The sequence below is a fragment of the Roseateles sp. P5_E8 genome, from assembly GCF_054177665.1.
In genome coordinates this window covers 20,128-46,490 of the sequence record NZ_JBGCUM010000019.1, presented here as the reverse complement: position 1 = coordinate 46,490, position 26,363 = coordinate 20,128, and the positions used below count along the sequence as shown (strand labels likewise).

Annotated in this window: 27 protein-coding genes; 24 read left to right on the top strand and 3 right to left on the bottom strand. The window is 67.4% G+C overall.

Going from position 1 to position 26,363, the window contains the following annotated elements; genetic code table 11:
- Nucleotides 1–175 precede the first annotated feature (175 nt).
- The 15 genes from ACXRVZ_RS13510 to ACXRVZ_RS13440 all read left to right on the top strand — a co-directional run bounded on the left by ACXRVZ_RS13510 (nucleotide 176) and on the right by ACXRVZ_RS13440 (nucleotide 15,619).
- Entirely contained in the window at nucleotides 176–748 is a 573-nt protein-coding gene (locus ACXRVZ_RS13510) for a DUF2889 domain-containing protein (protein ID WP_457420018.1), read from the top strand.
- Nucleotides 749–772: 24 nt separating this feature from the next.
- Nucleotides 773–1,933 carry an ADP-forming succinate--CoA ligase subunit beta gene (sucC, locus tag ACXRVZ_RS13505; RefSeq protein ID WP_457420016.1) on the top strand — a complete coding sequence of 387 codons (1,161 nt, stop codon included), beginning with the start codon at nucleotides 773–775 and terminating at the stop codon, nucleotides 1,931–1,933.
- A 12-nt stretch (nucleotides 1,934–1,945) separates the two neighbouring features.
- Nucleotides 1,946–2,839 (top strand): succinate--CoA ligase subunit alpha, encoded by an 894-nt coding sequence (sucD, locus tag ACXRVZ_RS13500; RefSeq protein ID WP_458232476.1) that lies wholly within the window; start codon nucleotides 1,946–1,948, stop codon nucleotides 2,837–2,839.
- Between the two features lie 71 nt (nucleotides 2,840–2,910).
- Nucleotides 2,911–3,606 carry a TerC family protein gene (locus ACXRVZ_RS13495; protein WP_457420012.1) on the top strand — a complete coding sequence of 232 codons (696 nt, stop codon included), beginning with the start codon at nucleotides 2,911–2,913 and terminating at the stop codon, nucleotides 3,604–3,606.
- A 10-nt stretch (nucleotides 3,607–3,616) separates the two neighbouring features.
- Complete coding sequence (locus ACXRVZ_RS13490; protein ID WP_457420010.1) at nucleotides 3,617–4,738, top strand: serine/threonine-protein kinase; 1,122 nt, start codon at nucleotides 3,617–3,619, stop codon at nucleotides 4,736–4,738.
- The gene (locus ACXRVZ_RS13485) at nucleotides 4,735–5,532 is read left to right on the top strand and encodes a Stp1/IreP family PP2C-type Ser/Thr phosphatase (protein WP_457420008.1); all 798 of its coding nucleotides are present in this window, start codon (nucleotides 4,735–4,737) and stop codon (nucleotides 5,530–5,532) included. Before ACXRVZ_RS13490 ends, ACXRVZ_RS13485 begins: the two co-directional genes overlap by 4 nt.
- Nucleotides 5,533–5,580: 48 nt before the next feature.
- Complete coding sequence (locus tag ACXRVZ_RS13480) at nucleotides 5,581–6,234, top strand: FHA domain-containing protein (protein ID WP_457420006.1); 654 nt, start codon at nucleotides 5,581–5,583, stop codon at nucleotides 6,232–6,234.
- A 202-nt stretch (nucleotides 6,235–6,436) separates the two neighbouring features.
- Nucleotides 6,437–7,222, top strand: a complete 786-nt coding sequence (locus ACXRVZ_RS13475) for an MBL fold metallo-hydrolase (RefSeq protein ID WP_457420004.1) — start codon at nucleotides 6,437–6,439, stop codon at nucleotides 7,220–7,222.
- 240 nt (nucleotides 7,223–7,462) lie between these two features.
- The gene (locus ACXRVZ_RS13470) at nucleotides 7,463–7,912 is read left to right on the top strand and encodes a pilin (protein WP_457420002.1); all 450 of its coding nucleotides are present in this window, start codon (nucleotides 7,463–7,465) and stop codon (nucleotides 7,910–7,912) included.
- 80 nt (nucleotides 7,913–7,992) lie between these two features.
- Nucleotides 7,993–9,882 (top strand): hypothetical protein, encoded by a 1,890-nt coding sequence (locus tag ACXRVZ_RS13465; RefSeq protein ID WP_457420000.1) that lies wholly within the window; start codon nucleotides 7,993–7,995, stop codon nucleotides 9,880–9,882.
- Nucleotides 9,879–10,289, top strand: coding sequence for a GtrA family protein (locus ACXRVZ_RS13460; RefSeq protein WP_457419998.1), 411 nt, complete (start codon nucleotides 9,879–9,881; stop codon nucleotides 10,287–10,289). Before ACXRVZ_RS13465 ends, ACXRVZ_RS13460 begins: the two co-directional genes overlap by 4 nt.
- Nucleotides 10,286–11,857, top strand: coding sequence for an NAD(P)/FAD-dependent oxidoreductase (locus tag ACXRVZ_RS13455; RefSeq protein WP_457419996.1), 1,572 nt, complete (start codon nucleotides 10,286–10,288; stop codon nucleotides 11,855–11,857). Before ACXRVZ_RS13460 ends, ACXRVZ_RS13455 begins: the two co-directional genes overlap by 4 nt.
- Before the next feature lie 35 nt (nucleotides 11,858–11,892).
- On the top strand, nucleotides 11,893–12,381 hold the full coding sequence (locus tag ACXRVZ_RS13450; protein ID WP_457419994.1) for a hypothetical protein: 489 nt from the start codon (nucleotides 11,893–11,895) through the stop codon (nucleotides 12,379–12,381).
- Nucleotides 12,378–13,865 carry a hypothetical protein gene (locus ACXRVZ_RS13445; RefSeq protein WP_457419992.1) on the top strand — a complete coding sequence of 496 codons (1,488 nt, stop codon included), beginning with the start codon at nucleotides 12,378–12,380 and terminating at the stop codon, nucleotides 13,863–13,865. The genes ACXRVZ_RS13450 and ACXRVZ_RS13445 overlap by 4 nt, the downstream gene beginning before the upstream one ends.
- A gap of 44 nt (nucleotides 13,866–13,909) precedes the next feature.
- Nucleotides 13,910–15,619, top strand: a complete 1,710-nt coding sequence (locus ACXRVZ_RS13440) for a Wzy polymerase domain-containing protein (RefSeq protein ID WP_457419990.1) — start codon at nucleotides 13,910–13,912, stop codon at nucleotides 15,617–15,619.
- Here the strand turns inward: ACXRVZ_RS13440 and moaC are convergent.
- Nucleotides 15,611–16,087 (bottom strand): cyclic pyranopterin monophosphate synthase MoaC, encoded by a 477-nt coding sequence (moaC, locus tag ACXRVZ_RS13435; protein ID WP_457419988.1) that lies wholly within the window; start codon nucleotides 16,085–16,087, stop codon nucleotides 15,611–15,613. The genes ACXRVZ_RS13440 and moaC overlap by 9 nt on opposite strands.
- 96 nt (nucleotides 16,088–16,183) lie before the next feature.
- Between moaC and ACXRVZ_RS13430 the strand changes: the two genes are divergently transcribed.
- The gene (locus ACXRVZ_RS13430; RefSeq protein WP_457419986.1) at nucleotides 16,184–17,779 is read left to right on the top strand and encodes a M48 family metalloprotease; all 1,596 of its coding nucleotides are present in this window, start codon (nucleotides 16,184–16,186) and stop codon (nucleotides 17,777–17,779) included.
- Here the strand turns inward: ACXRVZ_RS13430 and ACXRVZ_RS13425 are convergent.
- Entirely contained in the window at nucleotides 17,776–18,405 is a 630-nt protein-coding gene (locus ACXRVZ_RS13425) for a glutathione binding-like protein (RefSeq protein ID WP_457419984.1), read from the bottom strand. The two genes, ACXRVZ_RS13430 and ACXRVZ_RS13425, sit on opposite strands and share 4 nt — an antisense overlap.
- Before the next feature lie 69 nt (nucleotides 18,406–18,474).
- Here ACXRVZ_RS13425 and ACXRVZ_RS13420 point away from each other — a divergent pair, with 69 nt between their 5' ends.
- Nucleotides 18,475–19,107 (top strand): TetR/AcrR family transcriptional regulator, encoded by a 633-nt coding sequence (locus ACXRVZ_RS13420; protein WP_457419982.1) that lies wholly within the window; start codon nucleotides 18,475–18,477, stop codon nucleotides 19,105–19,107.
- Here the strand turns inward: ACXRVZ_RS13420 and ACXRVZ_RS13415 are convergent.
- Nucleotides 19,097–19,450 carry a phage holin family protein gene (locus ACXRVZ_RS13415; protein ID WP_457419980.1) on the bottom strand — a complete coding sequence of 118 codons (354 nt, stop codon included), beginning with the start codon at nucleotides 19,448–19,450 and terminating at the stop codon, nucleotides 19,097–19,099. The two genes, ACXRVZ_RS13420 and ACXRVZ_RS13415, sit on opposite strands and share 11 nt — an antisense overlap.
- Before the next feature lie 120 nt (nucleotides 19,451–19,570).
- Here ACXRVZ_RS13415 and ACXRVZ_RS13410 point away from each other — a divergent pair, with 120 nt between their 5' ends.
- From ACXRVZ_RS13410 to ACXRVZ_RS13380, 7 genes are all read left to right on the top strand, one after another.
- Entirely contained in the window at nucleotides 19,571–20,326 is a 756-nt protein-coding gene (locus ACXRVZ_RS13410; RefSeq protein ID WP_457419978.1) for an energy transducer TonB, read from the top strand.
- Between the two features lie 94 nt (nucleotides 20,327–20,420).
- On the top strand, nucleotides 20,421–22,685 hold the full coding sequence (locus tag ACXRVZ_RS13405) for a TonB-dependent receptor (RefSeq protein ID WP_457419976.1): 2,265 nt from the start codon (nucleotides 20,421–20,423) through the stop codon (nucleotides 22,683–22,685).
- A 25-nt stretch (nucleotides 22,686–22,710) separates the two neighbouring features.
- Entirely contained in the window at nucleotides 22,711–23,394 is a 684-nt protein-coding gene (locus ACXRVZ_RS13400) for a Fe2+-dependent dioxygenase (RefSeq protein ID WP_457419974.1), read from the top strand.
- Nucleotides 23,391–24,521, top strand: coding sequence for an alpha-hydroxy acid oxidase (locus ACXRVZ_RS13395; protein WP_457419972.1), 1,131 nt, complete (start codon nucleotides 23,391–23,393; stop codon nucleotides 24,519–24,521). The genes ACXRVZ_RS13400 and ACXRVZ_RS13395 overlap by 4 nt, the downstream gene beginning before the upstream one ends.
- Complete coding sequence (locus ACXRVZ_RS13390; protein ID WP_457419970.1) at nucleotides 24,521–24,808, top strand: PepSY domain-containing protein; 288 nt, start codon at nucleotides 24,521–24,523, stop codon at nucleotides 24,806–24,808. The genes ACXRVZ_RS13395 and ACXRVZ_RS13390 overlap by 1 nt, the downstream gene beginning before the upstream one ends.
- A gap of 3 nt (nucleotides 24,809–24,811) precedes the next feature.
- Complete coding sequence (locus ACXRVZ_RS13385; protein WP_457419968.1) at nucleotides 24,812–25,357, top strand: cytochrome b/b6 domain-containing protein; 546 nt, start codon at nucleotides 24,812–24,814, stop codon at nucleotides 25,355–25,357.
- A 222-nt stretch (nucleotides 25,358–25,579) separates the two neighbouring features.
- A complete protein-coding gene (locus ACXRVZ_RS13380) occupies nucleotides 25,580–26,014 on the top strand; it encodes an SWIB/MDM2 domain-containing protein (RefSeq protein WP_457419967.1) in 435 nt (144 codons plus the stop codon).
- The last annotated feature ends 349 nt before the right edge of the window (nucleotides 26,015–26,363 follow it).

Below are 26,363 nucleotides of genomic sequence, written 5' to 3'. Positions count from 1 at the left end.
GGTGCTTGACCGAGCGCGCAGGGGTGATTTTCACCCTCCGTGCTACATTGCCGGCTGCCCCGAAAACGGCGGTTCACCCGGTTACAAGCCACTGGCCCCTACGGCAAAGCGGCTCCGAAAGCTGGCAAAACCGCTGTACCGGCACCGGCCGGGTTGTTTCGCTTGCTTCCCGCCCATGCCCGCAGTCCATCCCTCCGTCACGCGCCGCCCGCTGCACCGCCGCGCCTTCGATGTGCAGGTGTTCGCGCGTGATGACGGCCTGTTCGACGTCGAAGCCAGCCTCATCGACACCAAGTCACATGACGTACCGCTGGCCGGCGTGACCCGCAACGCGGGCGACCCCATCCACGAGATGCACCTGCATCTGACCGTCGACGCGACGCTGACGATCACCGCCGCCTCGTCCGAGACGCTGTGGATGCCCTACGCGCAAGCCTGCGGCGAGCACGGCGACGCCTATGCCCGGCTCGTCGGCCTGAACCTGCTGAAGGGCTTTCGCCAGGCCGTCACCGAACGCCTGAGCGGCACACGCGGCTGCACGCATCTGACCGAGCTCTGCCTGGTACTGCCCACCGCAGCCATCCAGGCGATGGCCGGCTCGGTCATCGATACGCGTGAAGGCGACGCCGACGGCAACCCGCCCTTCCAGCTCGACCGCTGCCACGCGCTGCGCAGAGACGGCGCCACCGTCGCCCAGTTCTATCCTCGTTGGCATCTGACGCCAGAGCCAGCCTCGACCGCTTCCTGACTTCCCCGACCGAAAGACCCAGCCATGAAAATCCACGAATACCAAGGCAAAGAAATCCTGCGCCAGTTCGGCGTGCCGGTGCCGCGCGGCATTCCCGCCTTCACCGTGCAGGAAGCCGTCGAGGCCGCGCAGAAGCTGGGCGGCCCGGTCTGGGTGGTCAAGGCCCAGATCCACGCCGGTGGTCGCGGCAAGGGCGGCGGCGTCAAGGTCGCCAAGAGCATCGATGAGCTGAAGGAAAAGGCCGAAGCCATCCTCGGCATGCAGCTCAAGACGCACCAGACCGGCCCCGAAGGCCAGAAGGTCCGACGCCTGTACATCGAAGACGGCGCCGACATCAAGAATGAGCTCTACGTCTCGCTGGTCACCGACCGCGGCACGCAGACGGTCGCCTTCATCGCGTCGAGCGAAGGCGGCATGGACATCGAGGAAGTAGCCCACTCCACGCCCGAGAAGATCATCACCGAGATGATCGACCCGCTGGTGGGCCTGACCACCGAGCAAAGCAAGAAGATCGCTGCGGCCATCGGCCTGACCGGCGCGTCCGTCGACCAGGCCGTCGACATCTTCGCCAAGCTCTACAAGTGCTACATGGACACCGATGCGTCGCTGGTTGAAATCAACCCGCTGAACTGCGATTCCAAGGGCAACCTGATGGCGCTGGACGCCAAGTTCAACTTCGACGCCAACGCGCTGTTCCGCCACCCCGAGATCGTGGCCTACCGCGACCTCGACGAAGAAGATCCCGCTGAAGTCGAAGCCAGCAAGTTCGACCTCGCCTACATCAGCCTGGACGGCAACATCGGCTGCTTGGTGAACGGCGCCGGCCTGGCCATGGCCACCATGGACACCATCAAGCTGTTCGGCGGCGAGCCGGCCAACTTCCTGGACGTCGGCGGCGGCGCCACGGCCGAGAAGGTGACCGAGGCCTTCAAGATCATGCTCAAGAACAAGAGCGTCAAGGGAATCCTGGTCAACATCTTCGGCGGCATCATGAAGTGCGACACCATCGCCGAAGGTGTCATCACCGCCTGCAAGGCCGTGAACCTGTCCGTGCCGCTGGTCGTGCGCATGAAGGGCACCAACGAAGAACTGGGCAAGAAGATGCTGGCCGAATCCGGCCTGCCCATCATCGCCGCCGACACCATGGCCGAAGCTGCGACCAAGATCGTCGCTGCCGTCGCCTAAGAGGAATCAGACATGTCCATCTACATCAATAAAGACACCAAGGTCATCACCCAGGGCATCACGGGTAAGACCGGTCAGTTCCACACGCTGGGCTGCCAAGCCTATGCCAACGGCAAGAACGCCTTCGTCGCGGGCGTGAACCCGAAGAAGGCCGGCGAGAAGTTCAGCGAGATCCCCATCTACGCGACCGTCAAGGAAGCCGCCTCGCAGACCGGCGCGACCGTGTCCGTGATCTACGTGCCGCCCGCCGGCGCTGCCGCTGCGATCTGGGAAGCCGTCGAGGCCGACCTGGATCTGGCGATCTGCATCACCGAAGGCATCCCGGTCCGGGACATGCTTGAAGTGCGCAACAAGATGAAGGCCAAGGAGCTGGCCGGCGGCAAGAAGACGCTGCTGCTGGGCCCCAACTGCCCCGGCCTGATCACGCCGGAAGAAATCAAGATCGGCATCATGCCGGGCCACATCCACCGCAAGGGCCGCATCGGCGTCGTCTCGCGCTCGGGCACGCTGACGTATGAAGCCGTGGCCCAGCTGACCGAGATCGGCCTGGGCCAATCATCGGCAGTCGGCATCGGCGGCGACCCGATCAACGGCTTGAAGCACATCGACGTGATGAAGGCCTTCAACGACGACCCGGACACCGACGCCGTCATCATGATCGGCGAGATCGGCGGCCCGGACGAGGCGGAAGCCGCCCGTTGGTGCAAGCTGAACATGAAGAAGCCCATCGTCGGCTTCATCGCCGGCGTCACGGCGCCCCCCGGCAAGCGCATGGGCCACGCCGGCGCGCTGATCTCCGGCGGCGCCGATACGGCCGACGCCAAGCTCGCCATCATGGAAGAGTGCGGCTTCACGGTCACGCGCAATCCGTCGGAAATGGCCAAGCTGCTCAAGGCCCTGCTGTAATCGGGTCTCGACCCCACACCAGCCGCCGGGTTCGACCGGCGGCTTTTTTTTGCTTGACCGACCTACACGCCATGGACCTGCTGAACGCCGCCTTCTTCATCGCGCTGCTGAAGATCATCTGGGTCAACATCCTGCTTTCGGGTGACAACGCCGTCGTCATCGCGCTGGCATCGCGCAACCTGCCGCACAGCCAGCAGAAGAAGGCCATTGTCTTCGGCAGCGGCGCCGCCATTCTGCTGCGCGTCGTGTTGACGCTGTTCGCCGTGCAGTTGCTGCAGCTGCCCTGGCTCAAGCTGATCGGCGCGGTGCTGCTGCTCTGGATAGGCATCCAGCTGCTGGCCGACAGCGATGACGACGCCGACGTGCACGCCAGCGGCAACCTGTGGACGGCCGTTCGCACCATCCTCATCGCCGACCTGGTCATGAGTCTGGACAACGTCATCGCCGTGGCCGCCGCCGCCAACAGCGCGCCCGAGCCACTGCGCCTGCCGCTGCTCGTCATCGGCCTGGGGTTGTCCATTCCGTTGATCATCTTCGGTAGCACGCTGCTGCTGAAGTTGATGGAGCGTTTCCCGGCCATCATCACACTCGGCGCAGCGCTGCTGGGCTTCGTCGCCGGCGAGATGGCGACGACGGATATGGCCGTGCATGAGTGGTTCGAGACGCACATGCATGGCATGGACTACGCGGTCAGCATCAGCTGCGCGGTCCTTGTCGTCGTGGTGGGTCTTGCACTCGCCCGCCGCAGCAAGCGCGAGCCGACCTAAGATCTGCCGCATGGCAAGCGGCAGCAAACCCGGCACGGCAGGCGGCTTTTGGCAGCGCCTCATCGGCAGGGTCGCCGAAAGCGCAGACGCGCCACAGGACGAGCCTTCGACGCTACCCGCCGTGCAGCAGACGCAGGCCCCTGGCGCCTCCTCATCGCAGGCCGCGTCGCCGCCCAACCTGCATGACTTCGAACTCGGCGCCGAGATAGGCCGCGGCGCCATGGCCATCGTCTACAAGGCCACGCAACGCTCCACCGGCCGCCAGGTCGCCATCAAGCGCCTGGCGCTGAGCCGCGAGTTCTCGTCGGAAGACCTGGCCGATGTGCGCGAGCGCTTTATGCGCGAGGCCCGTGCGGCGCGGGCGCTGGAGCACCCGGACATCCTGCAGGTCGTCGATGCCGGCCAGGACGGCCGCGACGCCTGGCTCGCCCTGGATTACGTGCTGGGCCGCGACCTCAGCCTGTTCGCCAAGGCCGGCCAGCTGCTGCCGGTGCGCGAGGTCGTGCAGATCGGCGTGCGCCTGGCGCGCGCACTGCACTATGCCCACAGTCAGGGCATTATTCACCGCGACATCAAGCCGGCCAACGTCATGCTAGACCGCGTCAACGGCAGCTTGAAGCTGATGGACTTCGGCATCGCCCGGGTCGGCGACGGCAGCCGCACGCGCACCGGCCTCGTGCTCGGGACGCCCTCCTTCATGTCGCCCGAGCAGTTGTCCGGCCTGACGGTGGACGGCCGCAGCGACCTCTACTCCCTGGGCGTGCTGCTCTATCAACTGCTCACCGGCACGCTGCCGCATCAGAGCGACTCCATGGCGCGGCTGATGCAGCAGATCGCCACCCAGCCGGCGCCCGACGTGCGCATCCGCCGCCCCGGCCTGCCCGAGTCCCTCGCGCTGGTGTTGACCGTCGCGCAGGAGAAGCGGCCCGAGCTGCGCTACGCCTCCGGCGAGCAGATGGCGCGCGACCTCGAAGCCGTCCTCATCATGGATCTGCAGAACGAGCCGCCTGCGCCCGAGCCCGTCAAGTCCCCCGATGCAGCCTTCGCACAAACACTGCGCTTGACGCCGGAGGAAGCAGGGCAGAATCGTCTCTCCCCTGCCGAGCCCCACGAGCCACCTCAAGCCTCATGATCCTGGAGTTCTTCAGCGCCACCGACGTGGGCCGCGCTCGCGACAACAACGAAGACTCGGTTGCCCTCGATGAGGCGGCCGGCCTTGCCGTGCTGGCCGACGGCATGGGCGGCTACAACGCCGGCGAGGTGGCCAGCCAGATGCTGACCGGCTTCGTCAACACCGAACTCGGCCGCTGGCTGAAAGACGCCGGCCGCGAGGCCCGTGCCGGCGAAGTCAGGCGCGCGATGGACATCTGCGTGGACAACGCCAACCGCGCCATCTTCAACGCCGCCAACACCAACCCGCGCTATGCCGGCATGGGCACGACGCTGGTGCTCGGCGTCTTCCGCCCCGAGGGGCTGCTGCTCGGCCATGTGGGCGACTCGCGCGCCTACCGCCTGCGCGCCGGCCGCCTGATGCAGATCACGCGCGACCATTCCCTGCTGCAGGAGCAGATCGACGCCGGCCTGCTGACCGTGGAGGAGGCCGCCTTCTCCAGCAACAAGAACCTCGTCACGCGCGCCGTCGGCGTCGAAGACACCGTACTGATGGAGCTGCATCTGCACGAGATCCAGGCCGGCGACATCTACCTAATGTGCTCGGACGGGCTCTCCGACATGCTCGACGATGACAGCATCGCCAACCTGCTCAATGGCAACACGGCCCTACCCGAGACTGCGCAGGCGCTGATCAACGCAGCCAATGACAGCGGCGGTCGCGATAACATCGCGCTCATCCTGGCCCGCGCAGACGGCCGCCAACGAACCGAAGGCCGGGGCTGGTGGCCCTTCGGGCGACGTGGCGGCAACTGAGTCCTCGCCTAAGAGTCACGGCACGTACAACAGAACTTGAGGTCATTCATGGGCAAACTGGTGGTTTCGCTCGACGGTGTCGTGATCAAAGAGGTGCAGATCACCAAGGACAAGACGACGCTCGGTCGGCGGCCCTACAACGACATCGTCATCGACAACCTCGCCGTCTCCGGCGAGCACGCTGTCCTGCAGATGGTCGGCAACGACGTTTTCATTGAAGACCTCAATTCCACCAACGGCACCTACATCAACGGCAAGGCCATCAAGAAGCAGCTGCTGGCCGACCACGACACCGTCGAGATCGGCAAGTACAAGATCAAGTTCCTGCTCAATGACGGCAACGACTATGAGAAGACCATGATCCTCAAGCCCGGTGCGGCAGTGCCGGCGCTGGGCGGACTGGGCTCCTCATTCGGCGGTCTCGGCAGCGCTCCGGTCATCGGCCCGGCCTCCATCAAGGTGCTGACCGGCGCCGCCGCCGGCCGCGAAGTGGCGCTGAGCAAGGTCGTCACGACGCTGGGCAAGCCCGGCGTGCAGGTCGCGTCCATCACCAAGCGCCCCACCGGCTACGTCTTCGCCCACGTCGAGGGGGCCCAGCGCCCCAGCGTCAACGGCATTCCGTTGACGGGCGAATCCATCGCCTTGCGCAGCGGAGATCTCATCGAGCTGGCCGGCACGCAGATGCAGTTCATCCAGGGTTGAAGCGCCCGACCCGGACCGTCCGGCCGAGCCGGATTGGCGGGGTCTGCAGCATGAGCAGCCGGGGTCGCGGCTGCTGTGACTTCCTCACGATTGGGATACCCCCAACTCGGTAATCCGACCGCCTCCGATACCGGTCCGCTGCGTACATTCTTGGCTCCACCTCGCCTGACGCGAGGCCCCGAATCCCGAGCCAACGCACCGCATGAATATCCGCGTCCTGGGCTGCTCCGGCGCCATCGCCGCCGGCTACAAGACCACCGCCTTCCTGCTCGACGACGATGTCCTCATCGACGCCGGCACCGGCGTGGGTGACCTGCCGCTGGATGCCCTGGCCGCCATCGACCACATCCTGCTCAGCCACTCCCATCTGGACCATGTGCTGGGCATCCCGCTGCTGGCCGATGCCGTGCTGCGCCTGCGCGTCGCCGCCGGCCGCCCGCCCATCCAGGTGCACGCCCTGCCGCAAACGCTGGCCACGCTGCAACAGCACATCTTCAACGGCGCCATCTGGCCCGACTTCACGCGCCTGCCCAGCCGCGAGGCACCCGTCCTCAGCCTGCACCCCTTCCAGATCGGTGACCGCCTGGAGCTCGGTGGCCGCGTCATCGAGGTGCTGTCCGCCGTCCACACCGTGCCGGCGGTCGGTTTCGCCGTCGACGGTGGCGAAGCCAGCGGCCACGCCCACTGGGTCTTCACCGGCGACACCGGCCCCAACCCTGCGTTGTGGCGCCGCCTGGCCCAGCTGCGCCTGTCCCACCTCGTCATCGAAACGGCCTTCAGCGACGACGAGGTGGAGGTCGCCCATGTCAGCCAGCACCTCTGCCCGTCCGACCTGGGGCGGGAACTGGCCCAGCTGGCCGGCAGCGTCGACGTGCGCATCACCCACATCAAGCCTGGCGAAGCCGAGGCCGTCATGCAGGGCGTGCAGGCACTGAACAGCCCGCACCGAATCAGCGCGTTACAGGCCGGGCAGGAGATGGCGCTGTAGGCGCTCGGTGCTTTCATCCGTCAACGGCGCCTCGGCGCCGTTTTTCTTGACTGACGTTTCTTGCTCCTCAGGCCGCGACTGACAGAACGCGTCAGGCCGAAGTGACGATTTTTGTCAGGCCCAGCCCGGCAAGGCGGCCAAATGTGCGATTTCGCACGCCCGCAGCCGGCAAAGAAGCTGGCACGCCCCCTGCATTCATGGGGTCTGCCTCCCTCCCAAACACTCGCTGGAGTAACCGACATGCAACTGAAAGCACGCGCCCAAAAGGGCTTCACCCTGATCGAACTGATGATCGTCGTGGCCATCATCGGCATCCTGGCTGCTGTGGCTCTGCCGCAGTACCGCACCTACACGACCCGCGCCAAGTCCGCGAACGCCATCACGGTGGGCGATGCCTACAAGAGTGCCGTTGCTTTGTGCATCCAGGAAAACGGTGGCACGACGACGAACTGCGACCTCGGCAAGAGCGGCATTCCCAATACGGTGGTGACCAAGGAAGTTGCATCCGTCGCAGTCGCAGCCGGCGTCATCACCTTGACGCTCAATGACATCGGCACTGGCATCCAGGGCAAGACAATCAAATTCACGCCGGCAGATGTCGTGGGCGATGCGGTCATCTGGAAGACCGAGACGACCATCACCGACACAGTCATCAAGGAAGCCATCGAGAAGAACAACGTCTCCAGCTGATCGTGAGACTGGAACGTGCCGCCCCGGCGGCACAAACAAGGAAAGGGGCCTCGGCCCCTTTCTTTTTGACGTTTGCGTCCATGCACAACCTGAGTCGACTGCAAAGCCTCGCCGCGCTGCTGGCCGTTGCCGCCTGGATGCTGCTGGCCCACCCCTACCAGGGCCTGCGGCATGACGGCATCCTCTACTTCGGGCAGGTGCTGCTCAACTCCCGCGTGCCGGGGCTGAGCGACGACATCTTCTTTGCCGCTGGCTCGCAGGACCGCTACTCCATCTACTCCCACCTGATGGTGCCGCTTTACGAGCACCTGGGCGTGATGGCCACGCATATCGGCGTGCTGCTGGCCGGCTGGCTGCTGATGCTGGGGGCGGTGCTGGCCCTGCTGCGGCGCTTTGCGCCCACGCACAATTTCCCTCTGTGGGGTCTGCTCGCTTTTGCGGTGATGTCGCCGGTCTACGGCGGCAGCTGGGTGTTCAGCTATGGCGAGACCTTTGTCACCGCTCGCAATTTCGCGGAACCGGCCCTGCTGTGGAGCCTCGTGGCGCTGCTCGCCGGCCGGCGGCGCCTCACGGTGGCCTTGCAGGTGCTGGCCGCGCTCTTCCATCCGCTGATGGCCCTGCCCGTCATGGCAGTGAGCTGGTGCTATCTCGCCGAGACGGACCGGCGCTGGCTGTGGCTGCTCGCCGCGATTCCCGTCGTGCTGATCGCCGCGCTCGCGGGCGTGCCGCCCTGGAACGGCCTGCTGAAGACCTATGACCCCTACTGGTGGGCGCTGGTAGAGACCGGCAATCGCCAGGTGCTGCTGGGCAACTGGACGCTCCAGGACAAGCTGAGCGTCGCGCTGGATCTGGCCGTGCTGCTGGCGGTGAGCCGGCTCAGGCCGACCGACGACTGGACTCGCCTGCTCCATGCCGTCGTCATCACCACCGTCGCGTTCATCGGCCTGACCGCGCTTGCTACAGACGGCTGGCACGCGGTGCTGCTGACGCAATTACAGCTCTGGCGGGCGCATTGGGTCGCGCATCTGCTGGCCATGGCGCTGTCGCCCTGGCTGCTCGCACGCCTGTGGCAACTCGGCGGGCTGTGGCCGGTCAGCGCCTGTGCGCTGGCGCTGGCCCTGTTGAATGCCCACATCGGCATGGATCATGGCGCCGCCACCCTGTCTCTCTGGGCCCTGGCCTCGCTGGCCGCCTGGCGGGCAGGCGAGGTGTCGCCGGCCACGGTGCGGCTGGCCTGCGCCTGCATCCTGCTGTGCGTGCTGGGCCTGTCGGCCTATCAGCTCGACGGCGCGCTGCGGCAGCTGGGCTGGCAGTTTCCCAACACCGCCTGGGGCGATGGCTTCGGCAAGGTGGCTGCCTTCCCGCCCGTCGCGGCCTGCGGTTTCGCGGGGCTGATGTTCATCGCCGGCAAGCGGCCGGCGGGTGCGCTGGCGGCCTTGAGCCTGAGTGCGCTGCTGTTGATCGCCTCGGCAACCCACTGGGACCAGCGCCCGGACATCGTGCGCGCCGTGGAGTCCCCGCCCGCTGCAGCGCATCCCTTCGCCGCCCACCTGCCGGCCCATGCCACGGTCTACTGGCCCGAGCATCTCGTGCCGGTGTGGAGCCTGTTGGAGCGACCCAGCCACTATGCGTCGCAACAGGGGGCCGGCGTGCTGTTTAACCGCGATACCGGACTCCTCTTCGGCCCACGCAAGGAGATGTACCGGCCAATCAACGACGATCACGAGCGCTGCCTGACCGGCGCCTCGCTCAACCGCAGCCGAGCCGATCGACTCCACTGTGATAAGCCGGCAGAGCAGCGCTTGACGACGCTGTGCAGCCAGCCCGATGCGCCCGACTTCCTGGTGCTGCTGGGTCGGCTGCCGGTCGAGCCGCTGGCCACCTGGCAACCGCCCGAACACCGCGACCTGCCGCAGACCTATGCCCTTTATGCCTGCTCCCAGCTCAAACCGCCGCAAAGCCTGACATGACCTCAACCTTGCGCGAATTCCTGCTTTATTTCGCGGCCAGCGCCGCTGCGCTAGCGCTGGACACCGCCGTGTTCAGCCTCAGCCTGCGCCTGGGCGTGCACCTCGCCGTGGCCGCCTGCCTGGGCTTCAGCTTGGGCCTGATGCTGGTCTACACGATCAGCACGCGGCTTGTGTTCTCTCAGCACCGCCTGGCCGACCGCCGCAACGAGTTCGCGCTGTTCGCCCTCATCGGCGCGGCCGGCCTGCTGCTGACCGAGGCGTTGCTGTGGCTGCTGGTCGCGCAACTCGGCGTAGCGCCGCTGGCGGCCAAGCTGACCAGCGCCTGCGGCGTCTTCCTCTTCAACTTCGCGCTGCGCAAGGCCCTTTTGTTCACCGACCGCCGCACGGTGCTCGCCACGCAGCCATGACCCAGCCCTCCACCCTCATCATCGGCGCCGGCCCGGCCGGCCTGACCGCCGGCCTCGAACTGCTGCGCGCCGGCTACCCGCAGGTCACCATCCTGGAGGCCACCCAGGAAATAGGCGGCATCTCCAAGACGGTCAACTACAAGGGCAACCGCATCGACATCGGCGGCCACCGCTTCTTCTCCAAATCCGACTGGGTCATGGACTGGTGGCGCGACGTGCTGCCGGTCGCCAAACCGGCCGAAGGCAGTGGCGACGCGCGACTGGCCTACCAAGGCAAGGAGCGACTGCTCGGCGGACATGAAGCCACGGCCAGCGAGACTGACGACTCGGTGCTGCTGATCCGCAACCGGCAGTCGCGCATCTACTTCGGCGGGCAGTTCCTCGACTACCCGCTCAAGCCCGGCATGGACCTCGTGCGCAAGATGGGCCCGGCGCGCTGCTTGCAGTTCGCCGGCAGCTACATGGCAGCCGCCGCGCGGCCCATCCAGCCCGAGCAGACGCTGGAAGACTTCTTCATCAACCGCTTCGGCCGCCAGCTCTATCTGCAGTTCTTCAAGACCTACACCGAGAAGGTCTGGGGCGTGCCCTGCCGCGACATCAGCGCCGACTGGGGCGCCCAGCGCATCAAGAGCCTGTCCATCGGCAGCGCGGCCAAGCAGGCGCTGAAGAAGATCGTCACCGGCAAGACCGACAGCCAGCACACCTCGCTGATCGAGAGCTTCCTCTATCCCAAGTACGGCCCTGGCCAGATGTGGGAGACGGCAGCGGCCGAGTTCGAGCGCCGTGGCGGCCGCCTGCTGCGCGGCTGGGCCGTGGATGAGATCCATCGCCAGGAACGCCGCGTCGAGCGCGTCGTGGCGCGCGATGCCGACGGCCAGCGCCAGAGCTTAGCCGCCAGCGCCGTCGTCTCGACCATGCCCATCCGCGAGCTGGCCCAGGCCCTGCGCCCCGCGCCCGACGCGCCGGCGCTGTCCATCGCCTCGGGCCTGGAGTACCGCGACTTCATCACCGTGGGCCTGCTCTACCGCCGCATGTCGCCCAAGGTGGCGGGCAAGGCACGCTGCGTGACCGACAACTGGATCTACATCCAGGAGCCCGGCGTCAAGGTCGGCCGCGTGCAGGTTTTCAACAACTGGAGCCCCTACATGGTGGCCGACCCCGACACGGTCTGGCTGGGGCTGGAGTTCTTCGCCCGCGACGACGACGAGCTCTGGGCCATGAGTGATGAGGCCTTGAAGGCGCTGGCCGTGCGCGAGATGCAGCAGATGGGCATGGCCGACGAGGCCGAGCTGCTCGACGCCACCGTGCTGCGCCAGCCCAAGGCCTACCCGGGCTATTTCGGCGCGGCCTTCGAGCGCTTCGACGAGCTGCGCGGTTGGCTGGACGGCCTGGACAACCTCTTCCTGTGCGGCCGCAACGGCATGCACCGCTACAACAACCAGGACCACTCCATGCTGTCCGCCCGCCTGGCCGCGCAGGCCATCATGAACGGTGGCGCCGGGCGCGACGCAATCTGGTCGGTCAACATCGACGACGACTATCACGAGGAGGACGGCGCCAAACGCTGAGGCTGACCGCAGCAGCCCGGTCGCCGACAAACGCCATGCACATCATCCTCGGATGCCTGGCCTTTCTGGCCCTCTTTGTCCTGACACGCCAGTTGCAGCCGCAGGGCATCCTGTTCTACCAGGGCCTGGCCTGCGCGCTGCTCTGCGCTGGCGGTCAATGGCTGTGCAGCTTGCGCTGGTCCAACGCTGGCCGTCTGGCCTCAGCCAAGGATGCACTGTTGACCTTGCTGCTGGCCTATGCGTTCATGTTCACCGTGCCCACGACGGTGGATCGCGCGTACTCCGTTCGTCTGATGCAGCAACTGGCCAGCCACTCAGAAGGCATGAGCCGCACTGAAATGGAGGATTGGTTCGCGCGCCGCTTCATCGCCCAGGGCGGTGTCGAACGCCGTGTCCACGAGCAGCTCGCCACCGGCACATTGCAAGAGGCCCACGGCCGCTTCGTGCTGACCGAACGTGGCCACCGGTTGGTCAGTGCTTTCGGCTTCTTTCAGCGGCTCTTCAACTGCGGCGACCCGGCATGAACGTCGCGGCGTTGTGCTATCTCGTTGTACCGGGCCTGCTGTTCCTGACGAGTTTCGTCAGGCCTGCACTGGGACTGCCACTGGCTCTGGCGCTGCTGATGCTGCTGGCACATGCCGTGTTGAAGAGACGTGGCGAGCCCCACGTCAGCGTGCAACTGCGGCTCTTGGGCGTAGCGCCTTCCGTCATTCTGGCCATCGGCACCCTCGCGCTGATGGGCTTTGCTACCGGCCACTACTGCTGGGATTGGATCAAGCATTGGGCCCTGCTGAACAGCCTTGAAGGCCTGCCCTGGCCCGTTGAGCTGAACCTCCAGGGCGAACCAGGTTATCTACGCTTCTATGTCGGCGCCTATCTTGTGCCCGCCGCAATGGCTCATGCGACGGGCTGGAGCGTCGTGGCGTGCACGGCGCTCTGGTACGGCCTGGGGTTGGTGCTGGCCTTCACGCTGCTGGGCTCGGGCGCCAACGCCATCGGCAACCGGCTGCGTCTGCTGTGGGTCGTACCGCTTCTGCTGTGCATGGCAGGCGCTGACGCCTGGATGCAAACCTTGCTGCGCCCCGAAGTCGGGCCCATCACGTTCACGGGCTTCCACCACGAGTGGTGGGCCAATGCGCTCCTGGACCACCCGCTTCAGTACGGCTCACCACTGTGCCTGCTGCTCTGGGTGCCCCACCAGGCCATCCCTGCCTTCATCGCCGTTGGTTTGCTACGTCGCCTCAGAGCCGCTGACGACATCGGCACCGTCGTGTTGGCGACGAGCATGCTGGCACTGTGGTCACCCTATGCGCTGATCGGTGTCGTCCTGTTGCTTGTGCCGCATGTATTGGCACAACCGGCTTTGCGCAAGGCCGTGCGCCGCCCCGGGCCGGCAGCTGGTGGCGCGGTGCTTGCGGCCAGCGCCTTCGCAGCGCTGATGGCTTGGACGCTGACACACGAATTGCCAGCCGGCGGCCTGTGCCTCAGCTGCGCACCCGCGCGCCTGGCACAGCCCGGCCCCTACCTTTTATTTCTGGCGGTCGAGCTGGCCATTCCGCTGCTCTTGCTGAGGCGACGGCTTTTCGACGACGCGGCCAGCATCGCCGCCGTCGTGACGCTCGCGGTGCTGCCCTGGATAGGCGGCCCGGTGCCAGATGCAGTGATGCGCATCTCTATGCCGGCCTTGATCTATCTTTTCATACGATGTGCCCATGAGATTGCACAGCGGCCGCCGCGTCAATTCGCGGTCGCCGCCGTACTCGTCCTGACCCTGAGCGGCCCCACGGTGTGGGGAGAGGCCAGCTTTCACGTCGAGGGTGGCGCTCGCCACAAGGCCCTGCTTGCGCGCGACCCGCTCGCCTCGCCCTACTACACCGTCTGGGCCTCTCGCACGACCTATTCAGCGCAGGAGTTCTTCGAGATCTGCGGCTGGAAGTGGCGCCCACAGTATTTCGCCTTTACCCCCCCACCGACCTGGCCACGCGCCGCATCGGTGCCAGCGCGCTGACGCGCCAGGCAGGGGACGGCCAGCCCATGCCATCATCCGCGCCCATGTCCTCCCAGACCTCCGCCGCTGCGGCCGATGCCGCGCCCTTCAGCCTTGTCATTGCGGCCGCGCTACCGCCGCTGCTGGCCTTCAACCAGACGCCGGCTGCGACGCTCTACAACCAGTTGCTGGCGCTTGCCGGCTGGGGGTTGGCACTGGCCTTCTGGGCGCACTCGTCCCCCGGCTGGCGAGCCAGCCTGAAGAGCCCCGCCGCGCTGGCGATGGCGCTGCTGCTGGTCGCGCCGCTCAGCTCCGTCGCCTGGCGTGCGCTGCCGCTGTCGCTGGGCCTGGGCGCCACCGCCGTGCTGGGCGCGGGCCTGGCCGTGCTGCTGCTGGCCCAGGGCCTGTCGCGCGAGGCTCGCCACAACGCGGCCGAGGCGCTGTGCTGGGGCCTGCTCATCGCCGGCCTGTTCAGCGTGGCCATCAGCCTGGTGCAGGTGTTTGCGCCGCAGTGGGCGGACGGCAACTTCATCGCCCGCTCGGGCGTCGTGGGCAGCGCGGTCAGCAACCTGCGCCAGCCCAACCATCTGGCCAGCCTGGTGATGTGGTCGGCCATCGCCGCCGTCTTCATCACGGAGAAGCACGGCTGGCGCTGGCTGCTGCCGCCGCTGCTGTTCGCCTTTGTCTTCACCATTGTGCTGAGCGCCTCGCGCACCGGTTTCATCGGCATCGCCATGCTGGCGGTGTGGGGCCTGGTGGACTGCCGGCTGTCGCGCAGTGCCCGCCTGAGCCTGTTCGCGACCACGCTGATGCTTGCCGCCAGCTGGTGGCTGATGGCGCAATGGGCGGCAGAAAGCGGCCATGCCTTCCGAGGCACTTCGCGGCTGGCCGAGGGCGCCGGCTCACCGTCGCGGCTGGCCATCCTGCGCGATGCCTGGGCGCTGACGCTGGCCCATCCGCTGCTGGGCGTCGGCTGGGGCGAGTTCAATGTCGCGTGGAGCCTGACGCCCTTCCCGACCCGGCCCATCGCCTTCTTCGACCACACCCACAACATCGCCTCACAGCTGGCCGTCGAGCTGGGCCTGCCCTGGGCCGGCGCGGTGCTGGCGCTGCTGGGCTGGGCGCTGTGGAAGGCCTGGCGCGGCGCGGCCCGCGGTGACGACGATGCCCCGCTGCGCCGCGCGGCGCTGATGATCGTGCTGACCATCGCCCTGCACAGCCTGCTCGAGTACCCGCTCTGGTACGCCTACTTCCTGCTGCCCGCCTGCTTCGCCTTCGGCCTGGCCCTTCCCGCGGACGACACGTCGAAACCGGCACCGGCGGCGCCCAGCATCGTGCTCGGCGTCCTGCTGATCGCGGGCAGCCTGTTCGCCGTCTGGGACTACCAGCGCATCGTGTCGATTTACGCCCCCGGCGCCCGCGCCGCGCCCCTCAACGAGCGCATCGCCACCGGCCAGGGCTCGCCGCTCTTCAGCCACCAGGCCGACTACGCGGCCGCGACCAGCCAGCCGCCGGGCGCCGACGCCCTCGCCGCGTCCCGTCGCACGGCCTTCAGCCTCGTCGATGCCCGGCTGCTGATGCACTGGTCGCGCTCGCTCGAAGCCACCGGCGACGTGGAAGGCGCACGCTATGTGGCCGACCGGCTGCGCGAGTTCCGCAACCCGACGGGCGACAACTGGTTCGAGAGTTGTGCCGAGCCGGCCGCGGCCTCCGCGCCGGCCATGGTGCAGTGTCAGGCGGCCTCGGCCGTCATCGACTGGCGCTCTCTACGCTGACCAGTCGCCGCTCTTGCCGCCGTGCTTCTCCAGCACCCGCACATTGCCGATGACCATGCCCCGGTCCGCGGCCTTGCACATGTCATAAATCGTCAGCAGGCCGACCTGCACCGCGCACAGCGCCTCCATCTCGACACCGGTTCGGCCCAGCGTCTCGACCTGGGCGCGGCACAGCAAGCGGCTGGCGGGCTCGTCCAGCTCGAACTCGACCTTGACGCGGGTGATGGGCAGCGGATGGCACAGCGGCACCAAGTCCGAGCAGCGCTTGGCGCCCTGGATGGCCGCGATGCGCGCCACGCCCAGCACGTCACCCTTCTTGGCCGTGCCGCTGGCGATCAGCGCGAAGGTCGCGGGCAGTATGCGGATCTCGCCGGCCGCCACCGCCACGCGGTGCGTCTCGGCCTTGGCGGACACGTCGACCATGTGGGCCTGGCCTTCGGCGTCGAAATGGGTCAGCGGGGTGGTCATGTCAGGTTGGGACGCGTTTCATCTTCAGGAAACATTCGGGCGCCGAGTTGAAGGCATCATAGACAGCCAGCCCGCGCTGGCCGGAGCCCCTGCCTGATGAAGAAGTCGTTCGCCACCCGCCCCCTGCTGTCCTTGCTCGCAGCCGCCACGCTGGCCCTGCCGGGCGCACCGCTGAATGCGCAGGTCAACCTCCCGGCGCTTGGTGATTCGGTGTCGCAGGATCTCGACCTCGGCGCCGAGCGGCAGCTGGGCGAGCGCTACATGCGCCAGATCCGCCTCGACCCGGCCGTCGTGCAGGACCCGCTGCTGCGGGAGTACATGGCCACCATCTTCGATCCGCTGATCTCAGCGTCACGCAAGCTGGGGCACATCGGCGACGACATCCAGACTCGCTTCGCATGGGAAAGCTTCCTGGTCGAGGACAAGAGCGTCAACGCCTTCGCGCTGCCGGGCGGCTTCATCGGCACCCACCTGGGTCTCATCGCGATGACGGTGTCGCGCGACGAGCTGGCCTCGGTGCTGGCCCACGAGATCTCGCACGTGACGCAGCGCCACATCGCGCGCCGCATAGCCGGCGACTCGAAGAACAGCATGATCGCCATCGCCGGCCTGCTGCTCGGCGTCCTGGCCGCATCGCGCGGCAACATCGAGATGGCCAATGCCGGCATCGTTGGCGGCCAGGCGGCAGCGCAGCAGATGTCGCTGAACTTCTCGCGCGACATGGAGCGCGAGGCCGATCGCGTCGGCTTCAACGTGCTCGTCGAGGCCGGCTTCGCGGGCAGCGGCATGGTCAGCATGTTCGAGCGCATGGAGCAGGCCTACCACCTGATGGACAACGGCGCCTACCCTTACCTGCGCTCCCACCCGCTGACGAGCGAGCGCATCGGCGACGCCCGCACGCGCCTGGCGCTGGAGCCCTTCGCGCGCCCGCGTGGCCTGGCCGAGCATGCATTGATGGCGGCGCGCGCGCGCGTCCTCATGGATCCGCGCGTGGAAGCCTGGAAGGTGCTGGAGAACTACGACGCCGGCGCCCGCAACATCCGCGAAAGCGGCGGCTACGAGCAGCTCGGCGCGCGCTATGCGGCGGCGCTGGCGTCCATCAAGCTTCGCAACTTCGACCGCGCCGAGGCCACGCTGCGCAGCGCCGAGGTGACGCTGCAGCTCATCAACCCCAGTCCCTCCGAGACAACCTCGGCCAGCCGGCAGCTGACTTATCTGCGCGCCGAACTGGCGCAGGCGCGCGGCCGGGCGATGGAGGGGGTCGCCGCGCTGGAGACGCTGGCGGGAGAGAAGTCCCGCCCGATGCTGATGCAGCGTGTGGGCCTGGCGCTGGTGGCGGGGCCGTCATCACCCACCTTGCGCGAAGCGGCTGACGCGCTGCAGACCCATGTGAGCCTGGAACCTCGGGACTCCCTCGCCTGGGCCCAGTTGGCGCTGATCTGGCAGAAGCTGGGCCAGCCGCTGCGGGCGGTGCGCGCCCAGGCCGAGGTCTACGCCGCCGCCGGCGACCTGAACGGCGCCATCGACCGCATGCGCTCCGGGCTGCGCCAGTCGCGCGGGCCCGATGCCGACCAGGTCGAGGCCTCGGTCATCGACGCCCGGCTGCGTGCACTCGTCTACGAGCGCCAGTCCCTCCTGGGCGAGATGTACCGCGGGCGCTACATCCCGCCGGACGTCGAATTGCCGAACTAAGCCGCTCTCAGCCGCTGCTCTTCCTGATAGAGCGCGAACTCCTCGCGCGTCGCGCGCATCACCGCTTCGCGCTGGTTGATGCGGCGGTGGAAGCCTTTGACGGCGGGCCACGGCGCGAGGTCGACGCCGGCATAGGGCGCCCAGTTCAGCACGACGGCAAGGTAGATGTCGGCGATGCCGTAGCCGCCCTCCAGGTACTCATGCCGCGCCAGGTGCGCCTCCAGCACCGACAGACGCAGGGCGGCCTTCTCCATCGCATAGGCCTTCACGTCGGCGCCGGCTTTCGGGTCGAGCAGCGGCACAAACACCGCCTTGTGCAGCTCGGTGGCGATGAAGCCAAGCCACTGGCGCATGCGAGCCTGCGCATCCAACTCGGCGGGCAGCAGGCCGGCAGCGGGAAAGGCCTCAGCCAGGTATTGCAGCACCGCCGCGTTTTCGGTCAGCAACCAGCCGGCGGGCGTCAGCAGCGCAGGCACCTGGCCCATGGGGTTGATCTGCCAGTAATCGCGCCCGTCGCCGGTGCGCTTGGCCTTGTCAACATGGATCAGGCGCGCCTCGACGCCCACTTCGTAGATGACGATGCGGCTGGCCAGCGAACAGGCCATGGGGGAGAAGAACAGCTCCATCTCGGTCTCCAACAGTGTTTTTGTACTATATTGAACAGAAATMAATCGCGTCAATGAATTTCATGCATCGTGGTACAAAAATCTGAAGACATCGGCAAACCGGCGCCGCGTCCCCGTGGCCGGCCGCGCAGTTTCGACACCGAGGCCACGCTGGCCCAGGCCACGCTGACCTTCTGGCAGCGTGGCTACGCAGCCACGTCGCTGGATGACCTGAGTGCTGCCACCGGTCTGAACCGGCCCAGCCTCTATGGCGCGTTTGGCGACAAGCACGCGCTGTATTTGCAAGCGCTCAAGCTCTACACCGAGCAGTCCGACGCGGCCATTGCGGCGGCACTAGCGGGGCGGTCAGTGCGTGAGGGGCTGTTGCGCGTCTACGAACTGGCTCTGCAGCTCTACTGCCCGGCCGACGCTGCCGCGCGTGGCTGCCTGCTGATCGGCACGGCAGCCACCGAGGCGCCACGCGACGATGCGATCCGCCAGGCGCTGGGTGATGCGTTGCGCGGCTTCACCGCCGCCTTCGAGGCCCGGCTGCAGCGAGCAGTTGAAGAGGGCGAACTAGGCGCCAGCACCGATGCCGCCATGCGCGCCCAGCTCGCCTCGGCGGTGCTGCATTCGATCGCGCTGCGCGCCCGCGCAGGGGATGCGCGCGAGGCGCTGGCGGCGCTCGCGCTGGCGGGCGTCGAAATGGTCGTCAGTCGCTAGGGAACATGCGCTCGACGACGACGTCGATGGCCATGCCGCACAGGCTGTAGATCAGCGAGCCGATCAGCGCGGCCCAGAAGCCGGTCACGGCCAGGCCGTCCAGCAGGGACGCGGCCGCCCAGAACATCAACGCGTTGATGACGAACAGGAAGAGCCCCACGCTGATCACCGTCACCGGCAGCGTCAGCAGCACCAGGATGGGCCGCAGCAGCGTGTTCAGCAGGCCCAGCACCAGCGCCGCGATCAGCGCCGAGGTGAAGCTCGTCACCACGACGCCAGGGTAAAGGTGAGCCACCAGCAGCAGCGCACCGGCCAGCAGCAACCAACGAACGAGGGTCTTCATGCCGCGAGCATATCGGGCCGGCAGGCCACGCAGGCTGTCGCGTGGCCGCCTCATTCCTCAAATAGGAATCGTTCGCATTCGTGTTAATATTTTCGTACTGTCACTGCCTGCCGCCCCGTCTTGAAGACCGCTCTCGCCTTTGTCGCCCCATCTCCGGTTGCCGCGCCCGTGCCGCACCTGGCGGTTGTGCGCACGCCGCGTGAGCCGCGACGGAGCTATGCCGAGCTGTCCCGCGCGCCGCGCAGCCGCCGGCTGCTGCTGGTGGGCATCGCGACGCTGCACCTGCTGGGCTTGTGGGGCCTGAGCCGCATGCAGGACGTGAAGCGCGCCGTGGCCCAGGTCGCGCCTATCGTCGTGCGCCTGGTGGCGCCCGCCGACCCGCCCAAGCCGCTGCCACCCACGCCCGTGGTGATGCCCGAGATGAAGGCGCCCACGCTGACGCTGGTGGAACCGCCGCTGATCGCCATCGCCGCGGCGCCGGCCCCGTCGCCCGTCGTGGCCGCCCTGCCGCCACCGCCGCCTACGCCCACGCCGGTGCAGATGACCCCGGCACCGCCCGTGCAGGTCACGCCGCCGCCCACGCCGGCCCTCAAGCAGATCCCGGCCAGCGCGGTGCGCTACCTGAAGGAGCCGCGTTGGACGGTGCCACTGATGTCCAGGCGGCTGCGCGAGTCCGGCATCGTGAACCTGCGCGTCGTGGTGGACGCGCGCGGCCTGCCACGCGAGATCACGCTGGCCAAGTCCTCCGGCTTCGCCCGCCTGGACGAACAGGCCCTGCAGGACATGCGCGGCGCCCGCTTCGTGCCGCAGACCGAGAACGGTCAACCCGTCGAGTGGGAAGTCATCACGCCGCTGTCCTACGAACTCGACCGCTAGACCTTTTCCCCTTCCCCTTCTAGCCATGCCGTGGGCGGTGCTTGACACCGTCGTGGGCAAAGCCATGCCCATTCACGATCCTTCGGAGAAATCCATGTCCCGCAACAACAACCTGAAATCGCCCGCGCTGCTGCCTCTACTTCCTCTTGGCGCACTCGCCGCCGGCTTCGGCCTGGCCTCGGCCGCCCTGGCCCAGACCGCGCCGCCCAAGGAAGAAACGGTGCTGCCCACGGTGCGCATCAAGGCCAGCGCCGAGAAGCAGGGCAAGGACGACTACCAGGCCACCGAGACCCGCATCGGCAAGGGCAAGCAGGACATCCGCGACATCCCGCAGGCGCTGACCGTCGTGACGGAGAAGGTCATGGATGACCGCAACTTCACCAACGTCAAGGAAGTGCTGAAGAACACTTCGGGCATCACCTTCCTGGCGGCCGAAGGCGGCGAGGAAGACGTCAAGATCCACGGCATCTCGCTGCAGAGCACCGGCGACATCTTCATCGACGGCATGCGCGACCCGGCCTTCTACGACCGCGACACCTTCTTCCTCGACAAGCTGGAGCTGCTGCGCGGCTCGGCCTCGCTGCTGTTCGGCCGCGGCTCGACCGGCGGCGCCGTCAATCAGGTGACCAAGCAGGCCCAGCTGGCCGACCAGAACCAGATCGACGTGACCATGGGCAGCCACGGCGCGCTGCGCGCCATCGGCGATTTCAACCAGCGCACCGGCGAGACCGCGGCTTTCCGCATCAGCGCGATGACCAACCAGGCCGACAGCAACGGCGCCGGCTCCAAGATCGACAAGCGCGGCATCGGTGCCAGCTACCGCTTCGGCATCGACGAGACCGACGAGTTCGGCATCACCGTCTACGGTCTGCAGAACGACAACGGCATGAACTACGGCGTGCGCTGGATCAGGCCGACCGCCACATCCCCTGTCGCCAACGGGCTCAATACCAAGCTGGACCCGGACGCCTACTACGGCCTGGCCAGCGACTTCAACAAGGGCACGGCCTATTACGGCATGCTCTCGCACACGCACCGCTTCTCCAAGGACACGGAGCTGGTGACCAAGGTGCGCGCTGCCAACTACACGCGTGACCAGCGCGCGACGCTGTGGAACTTTGCCGGTGCGGCCCAGCAACCGGGCGGCCAGGCCGTCACGCTGGAGAACCTGAGCGCCAACACCGTCATCACCCGCGGCCTGCAGATCAAGAAGCAGAACATGCAGACCGTGACGGCGCAAAGCGACCTGAGCACCAAGTTCAAGGCGCTCGGCTTCGAGCACACGCTGCAGACCGGCGTCGATTTCGCCAAGGAGAACAAGCAGGTCTTCATCGCCGTCACGCCGGCGCAGGGTGGCGTCGTTCCGACCCGCCCCAACACCACGGTGGGCACGCCGTATGACGGCGCCAGCATCGACGAGAACCTGCGCAGCTTCCGCGACAACAACTCCTACACGTCCACTGGCTACGGCGGCTATCTGCAGGACATGATCCAGATCGCGCCGATGTGGAAGCTGCTGGCCGGCCTGCGCTACGACAACCTGAAGGGCGACTACGACCAGTACGCGGCCGCGTCGGCCACGGCGGTGTATCCGCTCACGACGACCAGCTACCAGATGAAGATCTCGGAAGTGAGCAAGCGCGCCGCCGTGCTGTTCCAGCCGAACGAGCAATGGTCCTTCCACCTGATGGGCGCGACGTCGTTCAACACCTCCGGCGATGCCTACTCGCTGAGCGCGGCCAACCAGGACATCCCGCCTGAGAGCTCCGTCAACGTCGAGCTGGGTGCCAAGTGGGACAGCGCCGACGGCAAGCTCAGCCTGCGCGCCAGCGCCTTCCGCAACACCAAGCTGCACGAGCGCAACCAGGATTGCCCGCCCGGCACGCAGAACTGCCCCACCACGCTGTCCGGCAAGCGCCACGCCGCCGGCCTGGACGTTGACGTCGTCGGCCGCATCACGCCGCAGTGGGAGGTCTTCGGCAACTTCACCTGGCTGCCGGTCGCCAAGATCGACGAGGGCGCCGAAGGCGCGGAAGGCAAGGGCCAGCGCCCGTCGCTGACGCCGCGTTACTCCGGCAGCATCTGGACGGCCTACCAGTTCCTGCCCCAGCTGCGCCTGGGCGCTGGACTGAACGCCCGCAGCAGCCAGACGCCCAACCGCAACCCGGCCGGCATCGCCGCGCCCAAGTTCGTCACTGCCGACGCGATGGCCGAGTTCACCGCCGTGCCCGAGACGCTGGTGTTCAAGCTCTACGTCAGCAACCTCGCCAACAAGCTCTATGCTGACTCGCTGTACACGGCCTTCTACGTGCCCGGCACGGGCCGCGTGACCAGCCTGACCGGCACCTACAAGTTCTGATCGCTATGCAAACCCGCGCCACGCCATGCTGCTGAAGATCCCCCAGATCCTCGACACCGCCGGCGTGGCCCGGGCTCGCGAACTGCTGGCCTCGGCCCCCTGGGCCGATGGCCGCGCGACCGCCGGCCGCCAGGCCGCGCAGGTCAAGAACAACGAACAGCTGCAGACCGGCAGCGAGCAGCACCGCGAGCTTCAGGCCCTGGTGCTTCAGGCGCTTGAGAAGCACCCGCTGTTCTTCTCCGCGACTATCCCGAAGCGCGTGCTGCCGCCGCTGTTCAACCGCTACGCCGGTGCCAGCAATGCCTACGGCAGCCATGTCGACCAGGCGGTGCGCTACCTCCCGGGCAGCGCCCAGCGCGTGCGCACCGACATCTCCTGCACGCTGTTCCTCAACGAGCCCACCGACTACGACGGCGGCGAGCTGGTCATCGACACGACGTTCGGTGAGCAGCGCATCAAGCTCGCGGCGGGCGACCTCGTCGTCTACCCCGGCACCAGCGTCCACCGCGTCGAGCCGGTCACGCGCGGCGAGCGCCTGGCCAGCTTCTTCTGGATAGAGAGCATGGTGCGCGCCGACGAGCAGCGCCGCCTGCTCTACGAAATGGACATGAGCCTGATGCAGCTGCGTCAGGCGATGGGCGAGACGCCCGAGCTGGTGCAGCTCACCGGCACGTATCACAACCTCCTGCGCATGTGGGCAGACACATGAGTGCACCGGCCATCGAGGCCCTGCCCGAGGGCTTGGCCAATCTGGCCCACTTCGAGGCGCCCGCCAAGGCGCGCCTGACCGAATCCGCCTGGGCCTACTTGAACGGCGGCGCGGCCGACGAACTGACGCTGCGCGCCAACCGCACCGCCTGGGACGCGATCAAGCTGCACCCCCGCGTGCTGCGCGACCTGTCCGGCGGCCATACGCGCGTGAGCCTGCTTGGCCGCGAGCTGCTCCACCCCATCCTGCTGGCGCCCATCGCCTACCAACGCCTCTTCCACGCCGACGGTGAGATGGCAATCGCCCACGCCGCCGCCGCGCAGGGTGCCGGGGTGCTGCTCAGCGCCCAGGCCAGCGTGCCCATGGAAGACGTGGCGGCACCCATGCTGGCCGACCCGACCGCCGGCCCGCTGTGGTTCCAGCTCTACTGGCGCGACGATCGCGACTTCATGCGCGCGCTGCTGAAGCGCATCGCGGCCGCCGGCTACCAGGCCCTGGTGCTGACCGTCGACGCGCCCGTGCATGGGGCCCGCGACCGCGAGCGCCGGATCGGCTTCAAGCTGCCCGACGACATCCGCGCCGTCAACCTCGGCGGTCTCAAGAAGCCGCTCAACCTGCAGTCCGGCCAGAGCGCGCTGTTCGACGGCCTGATGCCTCGCGCGGCCACCTGGCGCGAGGTCGACTGGCTGCGTTCTGAGAGCAAGTTGCCGCTACTGCTCAAGGGCGTCACGCATGTGGACGACGCGCGCGAGGCGCTGGCACGCGGCGTGACGGGCTTCGTCGTCTCCAACCACGGCGGGCGCGCGCTCGACACGCTGCCGCCCACCACCGAGCTGCTGCCGCCGCTGCGCGCCGCGCTCGGCCCCGATGTGCCGCTGCTCGTCGACGGCGGCATCCGCCGCGGCACCGACGTGCTCAAGGCCATGGCCCTGGGCGCCAACGCCGTGCTGCTCGGCCGCCCCTATGTGCACGCCCTCGCGGCCAGCGGCGCCCTGGGCGTGGCCCATGCGCTGCGCCTGCTGCGCGACGAGCTGGAGATCGCCATGGCCCTCTCCGGCTGCAAGACCCTAGCCGACGCCGGCCCGGCGCTGCTCTGGCCCGGCAACCTTCCCCAAAGGACCTCATGATGAAACGCCTCCTCGCCACCCTCGCCCTCACTGCCTTCACCGGCGCCGCCTTCGCCCACGGCAACGTCTCCTGCCCTGTCGTGCCCAAGGAAGAGAAGAAGGGCCAGATGGAACTGCAGAAGAAGCTCGAAGGCGAGGGCTGGAAGGTCCGCAAGGTCCAGAACTACAACGGCTGCTACGAGGTCTACGGCTTCGACGGCCAAGGCAAGAAGGCCGAGGCCTTCTTCAACCCCAAGACCTTCGAGCGCGTCTACCCCGAAGGCGAGCAGGCCGCAGACAAGAAGTAAGCCATGCGCATCCGCGTCTGGGACGTGTTCGTGCGCGTCCTGCACTGGACGCTGGCTGGCGCCGTCGCCACCGCATGGATCAGCGGCCACTGGCCGCCCAGCCACTTCGACGACTGGCACCACACCGCCGGCTATGTGGCGGCCGCTGCCGTCACGCTGCGACTGATCTGGGGCTTCACCGGCGGCCGCTATGCCCGCTTCAACCAGTTCGTGCGCGGCCCGCGCGCGGTGCTGGCCTATGCCCGCGCGATGCGAACCGGCCGCGAGCCGCGCCACTTGGGCCATAACCCGCTGGGTGGTTGGATGGTGCTGGCGCTGTGGGCCACGGCCGCCGCGCTGGCCTTGAGCGGCTGGCTGTACACCACGGACTGGCTGTGGGGCTACGAGTGGCTGTCGGACCTGCATGCGTGGCTGGCCTGGGGCATCGCGACCCTCGTCATCGGCCACCTCGGCGGCGTCATCGTGACGAGCTTTAGGCACCGCGAGAACCTCGTGGCGGCGATGTTCAGCGGCGAGAAGCGCGCACCCGATGGCGACGACATTTGCTGACGTGAACATACGCAAAGCCCAGGACTGATGCGGCCTCGCGACAAGCTAGGCCCGAAAGCCTCGATTTCATGGGCTACTGCGGGTCATCCCCTCTATGAAAGCCTTCTATTCCCCCAGGGAGCGCAGTACCATCGCCGCCGCAGGGTGCTAGCGAGTATTGAAGGTCTACTGGACCTTCACCCACGCCCGGCACATCAACAACTTTTGATGGAGTGAATCGACATGGCAACTGCGAAGAAGGCCGCGCCCGCAAAGAAGGCTGCGGCTCCGGCGAAAAAGGCCGCACCGGCGAAGAAGGCAGCAGCGCCCGCAAAGGCGCCTGCAGCAAAGAAGGCAGCAGCGCCCGCAAAGGCACCTGCAGCGAAGAAGGCAGCTCCGGCCAAGAAGGCCGCAGCACCCGCCAAGAAGCGCACGCCCAACGCCGCCTTTATGAAGGCCCTCACCCCCAGCGCCGCTCTCGCGGCCATCGTCGGCGCAGCACCCCTGCCGCGTACCGACGTGACCAAGAAGGTCTGGGAGTACATCAAGAAGAACAAGCTGCAGGACGAGTTGTCCAAGCGCGTCATCAACGCCGACGCCAAGCTGAAGGAAATCTTCGGCAAGGCCAAGGCCGACATGTTCGAGATGACCAAGCTGATCAACAGCCACCTGAAGTGAAACGGCGCCGCGCTCGCGCGGCCTCGTCAACACGAAGCCCGGCAGTGCCGGGCTTTTTTTCGGCTCCTTGCGCATTGATTCGTGATGCGCCGGGACGCGGGTACACGCACTTGCTTCGTGTCCCCCGGGCCGCAAGCGGCCCTCCTCCTTTACCTGCGCAAGTACGCGTACCCGCATCCCGGCTTGCACCAACTGTGTCCTGCGACGAACGGCCCAGTGCGCCAAGCGGGAGAGCGGGTAGGCCTGATGCGAAGGTAAAGGCGGAGGTCGCGAAGCGGCCGGAGGACTGAGCCCGGACTCAAACAGTCCTGAGGACTGTTTGTGCTTGGCGAAGGATCGGGCCTCTGGC

Excerpts from the sequence above, each read along its gene's own strand:
- ACXRVZ_RS13450 (WP_457419994.1), top strand. The coding sequence starts at position 11,893 with ATGCACATCATCCTCGGATGCCTGGCCTTTCTGGCCCTCTTTGTCCTG.
- ACXRVZ_RS13385 (WP_457419968.1), top strand. The coding sequence starts at position 24,812 with ATGCGCATCCGCGTCTGGGACGTGTTCGTGCGCGTCCTGCACTGGACG.
- ACXRVZ_RS13475 (WP_457420004.1), top strand. The coding sequence starts at position 6,437 with ATGAATATCCGCGTCCTGGGCTGCTCCGGCGCCATCGCCGCCGGCTAC.
- ACXRVZ_RS13425 (WP_457419984.1), bottom strand. The coding sequence starts at position 18,405 with ATGGAGCTGTTCTTCTCCCCCATGGCCTGTTCGCTGGCCAGCCGCATC.
- ACXRVZ_RS13480 (WP_457420006.1), top strand. The coding sequence starts at position 5,581 with ATGGGCAAACTGGTGGTTTCGCTCGACGGTGTCGTGATCAAAGAGGTG.
- ACXRVZ_RS13380 (WP_457419967.1), top strand. The coding sequence starts at position 25,580 with ATGGCAACTGCGAAGAAGGCCGCGCCCGCAAAGAAGGCTGCGGCTCCG.
- ACXRVZ_RS13485 (WP_457420008.1), top strand. The coding sequence starts at position 4,735 with ATGATCCTGGAGTTCTTCAGCGCCACCGACGTGGGCCGCGCTCGCGAC.
- ACXRVZ_RS13430 (WP_457419986.1), top strand. The coding sequence starts at position 16,184 with ATGAAGAAGTCGTTCGCCACCCGCCCCCTGCTGTCCTTGCTCGCAGCC.
- ACXRVZ_RS13390 (WP_457419970.1), top strand. The coding sequence starts at position 24,521 with ATGAAACGCCTCCTCGCCACCCTCGCCCTCACTGCCTTCACCGGCGCC.
- ACXRVZ_RS13395 (WP_457419972.1), top strand. The coding sequence starts at position 23,391 with ATGAGTGCACCGGCCATCGAGGCCCTGCCCGAGGGCTTGGCCAATCTG.
- sucD (WP_458232476.1), top strand. The coding sequence starts at position 1,946 with ATGTCCATCTACATCAATAAAGACACCAAGGTCATCACCCAGGGCATC.
- ACXRVZ_RS13415 (WP_457419980.1), bottom strand. The coding sequence starts at position 19,450 with ATGAAGACCCTCGTTCGTTGGTTGCTGCTGGCCGGTGCGCTGCTGCTG.
- ACXRVZ_RS13445 (WP_457419992.1), top strand. The coding sequence starts at position 12,378 with ATGAACGTCGCGGCGTTGTGCTATCTCGTTGTACCGGGCCTGCTGTTC.
- moaC (WP_457419988.1), bottom strand. The coding sequence starts at position 16,087 with ATGACCACCCCGCTGACCCATTTCGACGCCGAAGGCCAGGCCCACATG.
- ACXRVZ_RS13495 (WP_457420012.1), top strand. The coding sequence starts at position 2,911 with ATGGACCTGCTGAACGCCGCCTTCTTCATCGCGCTGCTGAAGATCATC.
- ACXRVZ_RS13460 (WP_457419998.1), top strand. The coding sequence starts at position 9,879 with ATGACCTCAACCTTGCGCGAATTCCTGCTTTATTTCGCGGCCAGCGCC.
- ACXRVZ_RS13455 (WP_457419996.1), top strand. The coding sequence starts at position 10,286 with ATGACCCAGCCCTCCACCCTCATCATCGGCGCCGGCCCGGCCGGCCTG.
- sucC (WP_457420016.1), top strand. The coding sequence starts at position 773 with ATGAAAATCCACGAATACCAAGGCAAAGAAATCCTGCGCCAGTTCGGC.
- ACXRVZ_RS13510 (WP_457420018.1), top strand. The coding sequence starts at position 176 with ATGCCCGCAGTCCATCCCTCCGTCACGCGCCGCCCGCTGCACCGCCGC.
- ACXRVZ_RS13490 (WP_457420010.1), top strand. The coding sequence starts at position 3,617 with ATGGCAAGCGGCAGCAAACCCGGCACGGCAGGCGGCTTTTGGCAGCGC.
- ACXRVZ_RS13405 (WP_457419976.1), top strand. The coding sequence starts at position 20,421 with ATGTCCCGCAACAACAACCTGAAATCGCCCGCGCTGCTGCCTCTACTT.
- ACXRVZ_RS13400 (WP_457419974.1), top strand. The coding sequence starts at position 22,711 with ATGCTGCTGAAGATCCCCCAGATCCTCGACACCGCCGGCGTGGCCCGG.
- ACXRVZ_RS13440 (WP_457419990.1), top strand. The coding sequence starts at position 13,910 with ATGTCCTCCCAGACCTCCGCCGCTGCGGCCGATGCCGCGCCCTTCAGC.
- ACXRVZ_RS13465 (WP_457420000.1), top strand. The coding sequence starts at position 7,993 with ATGCACAACCTGAGTCGACTGCAAAGCCTCGCCGCGCTGCTGGCCGTT.
- ACXRVZ_RS13470 (WP_457420002.1), top strand. The coding sequence starts at position 7,463 with ATGCAACTGAAAGCACGCGCCCAAAAGGGCTTCACCCTGATCGAACTG.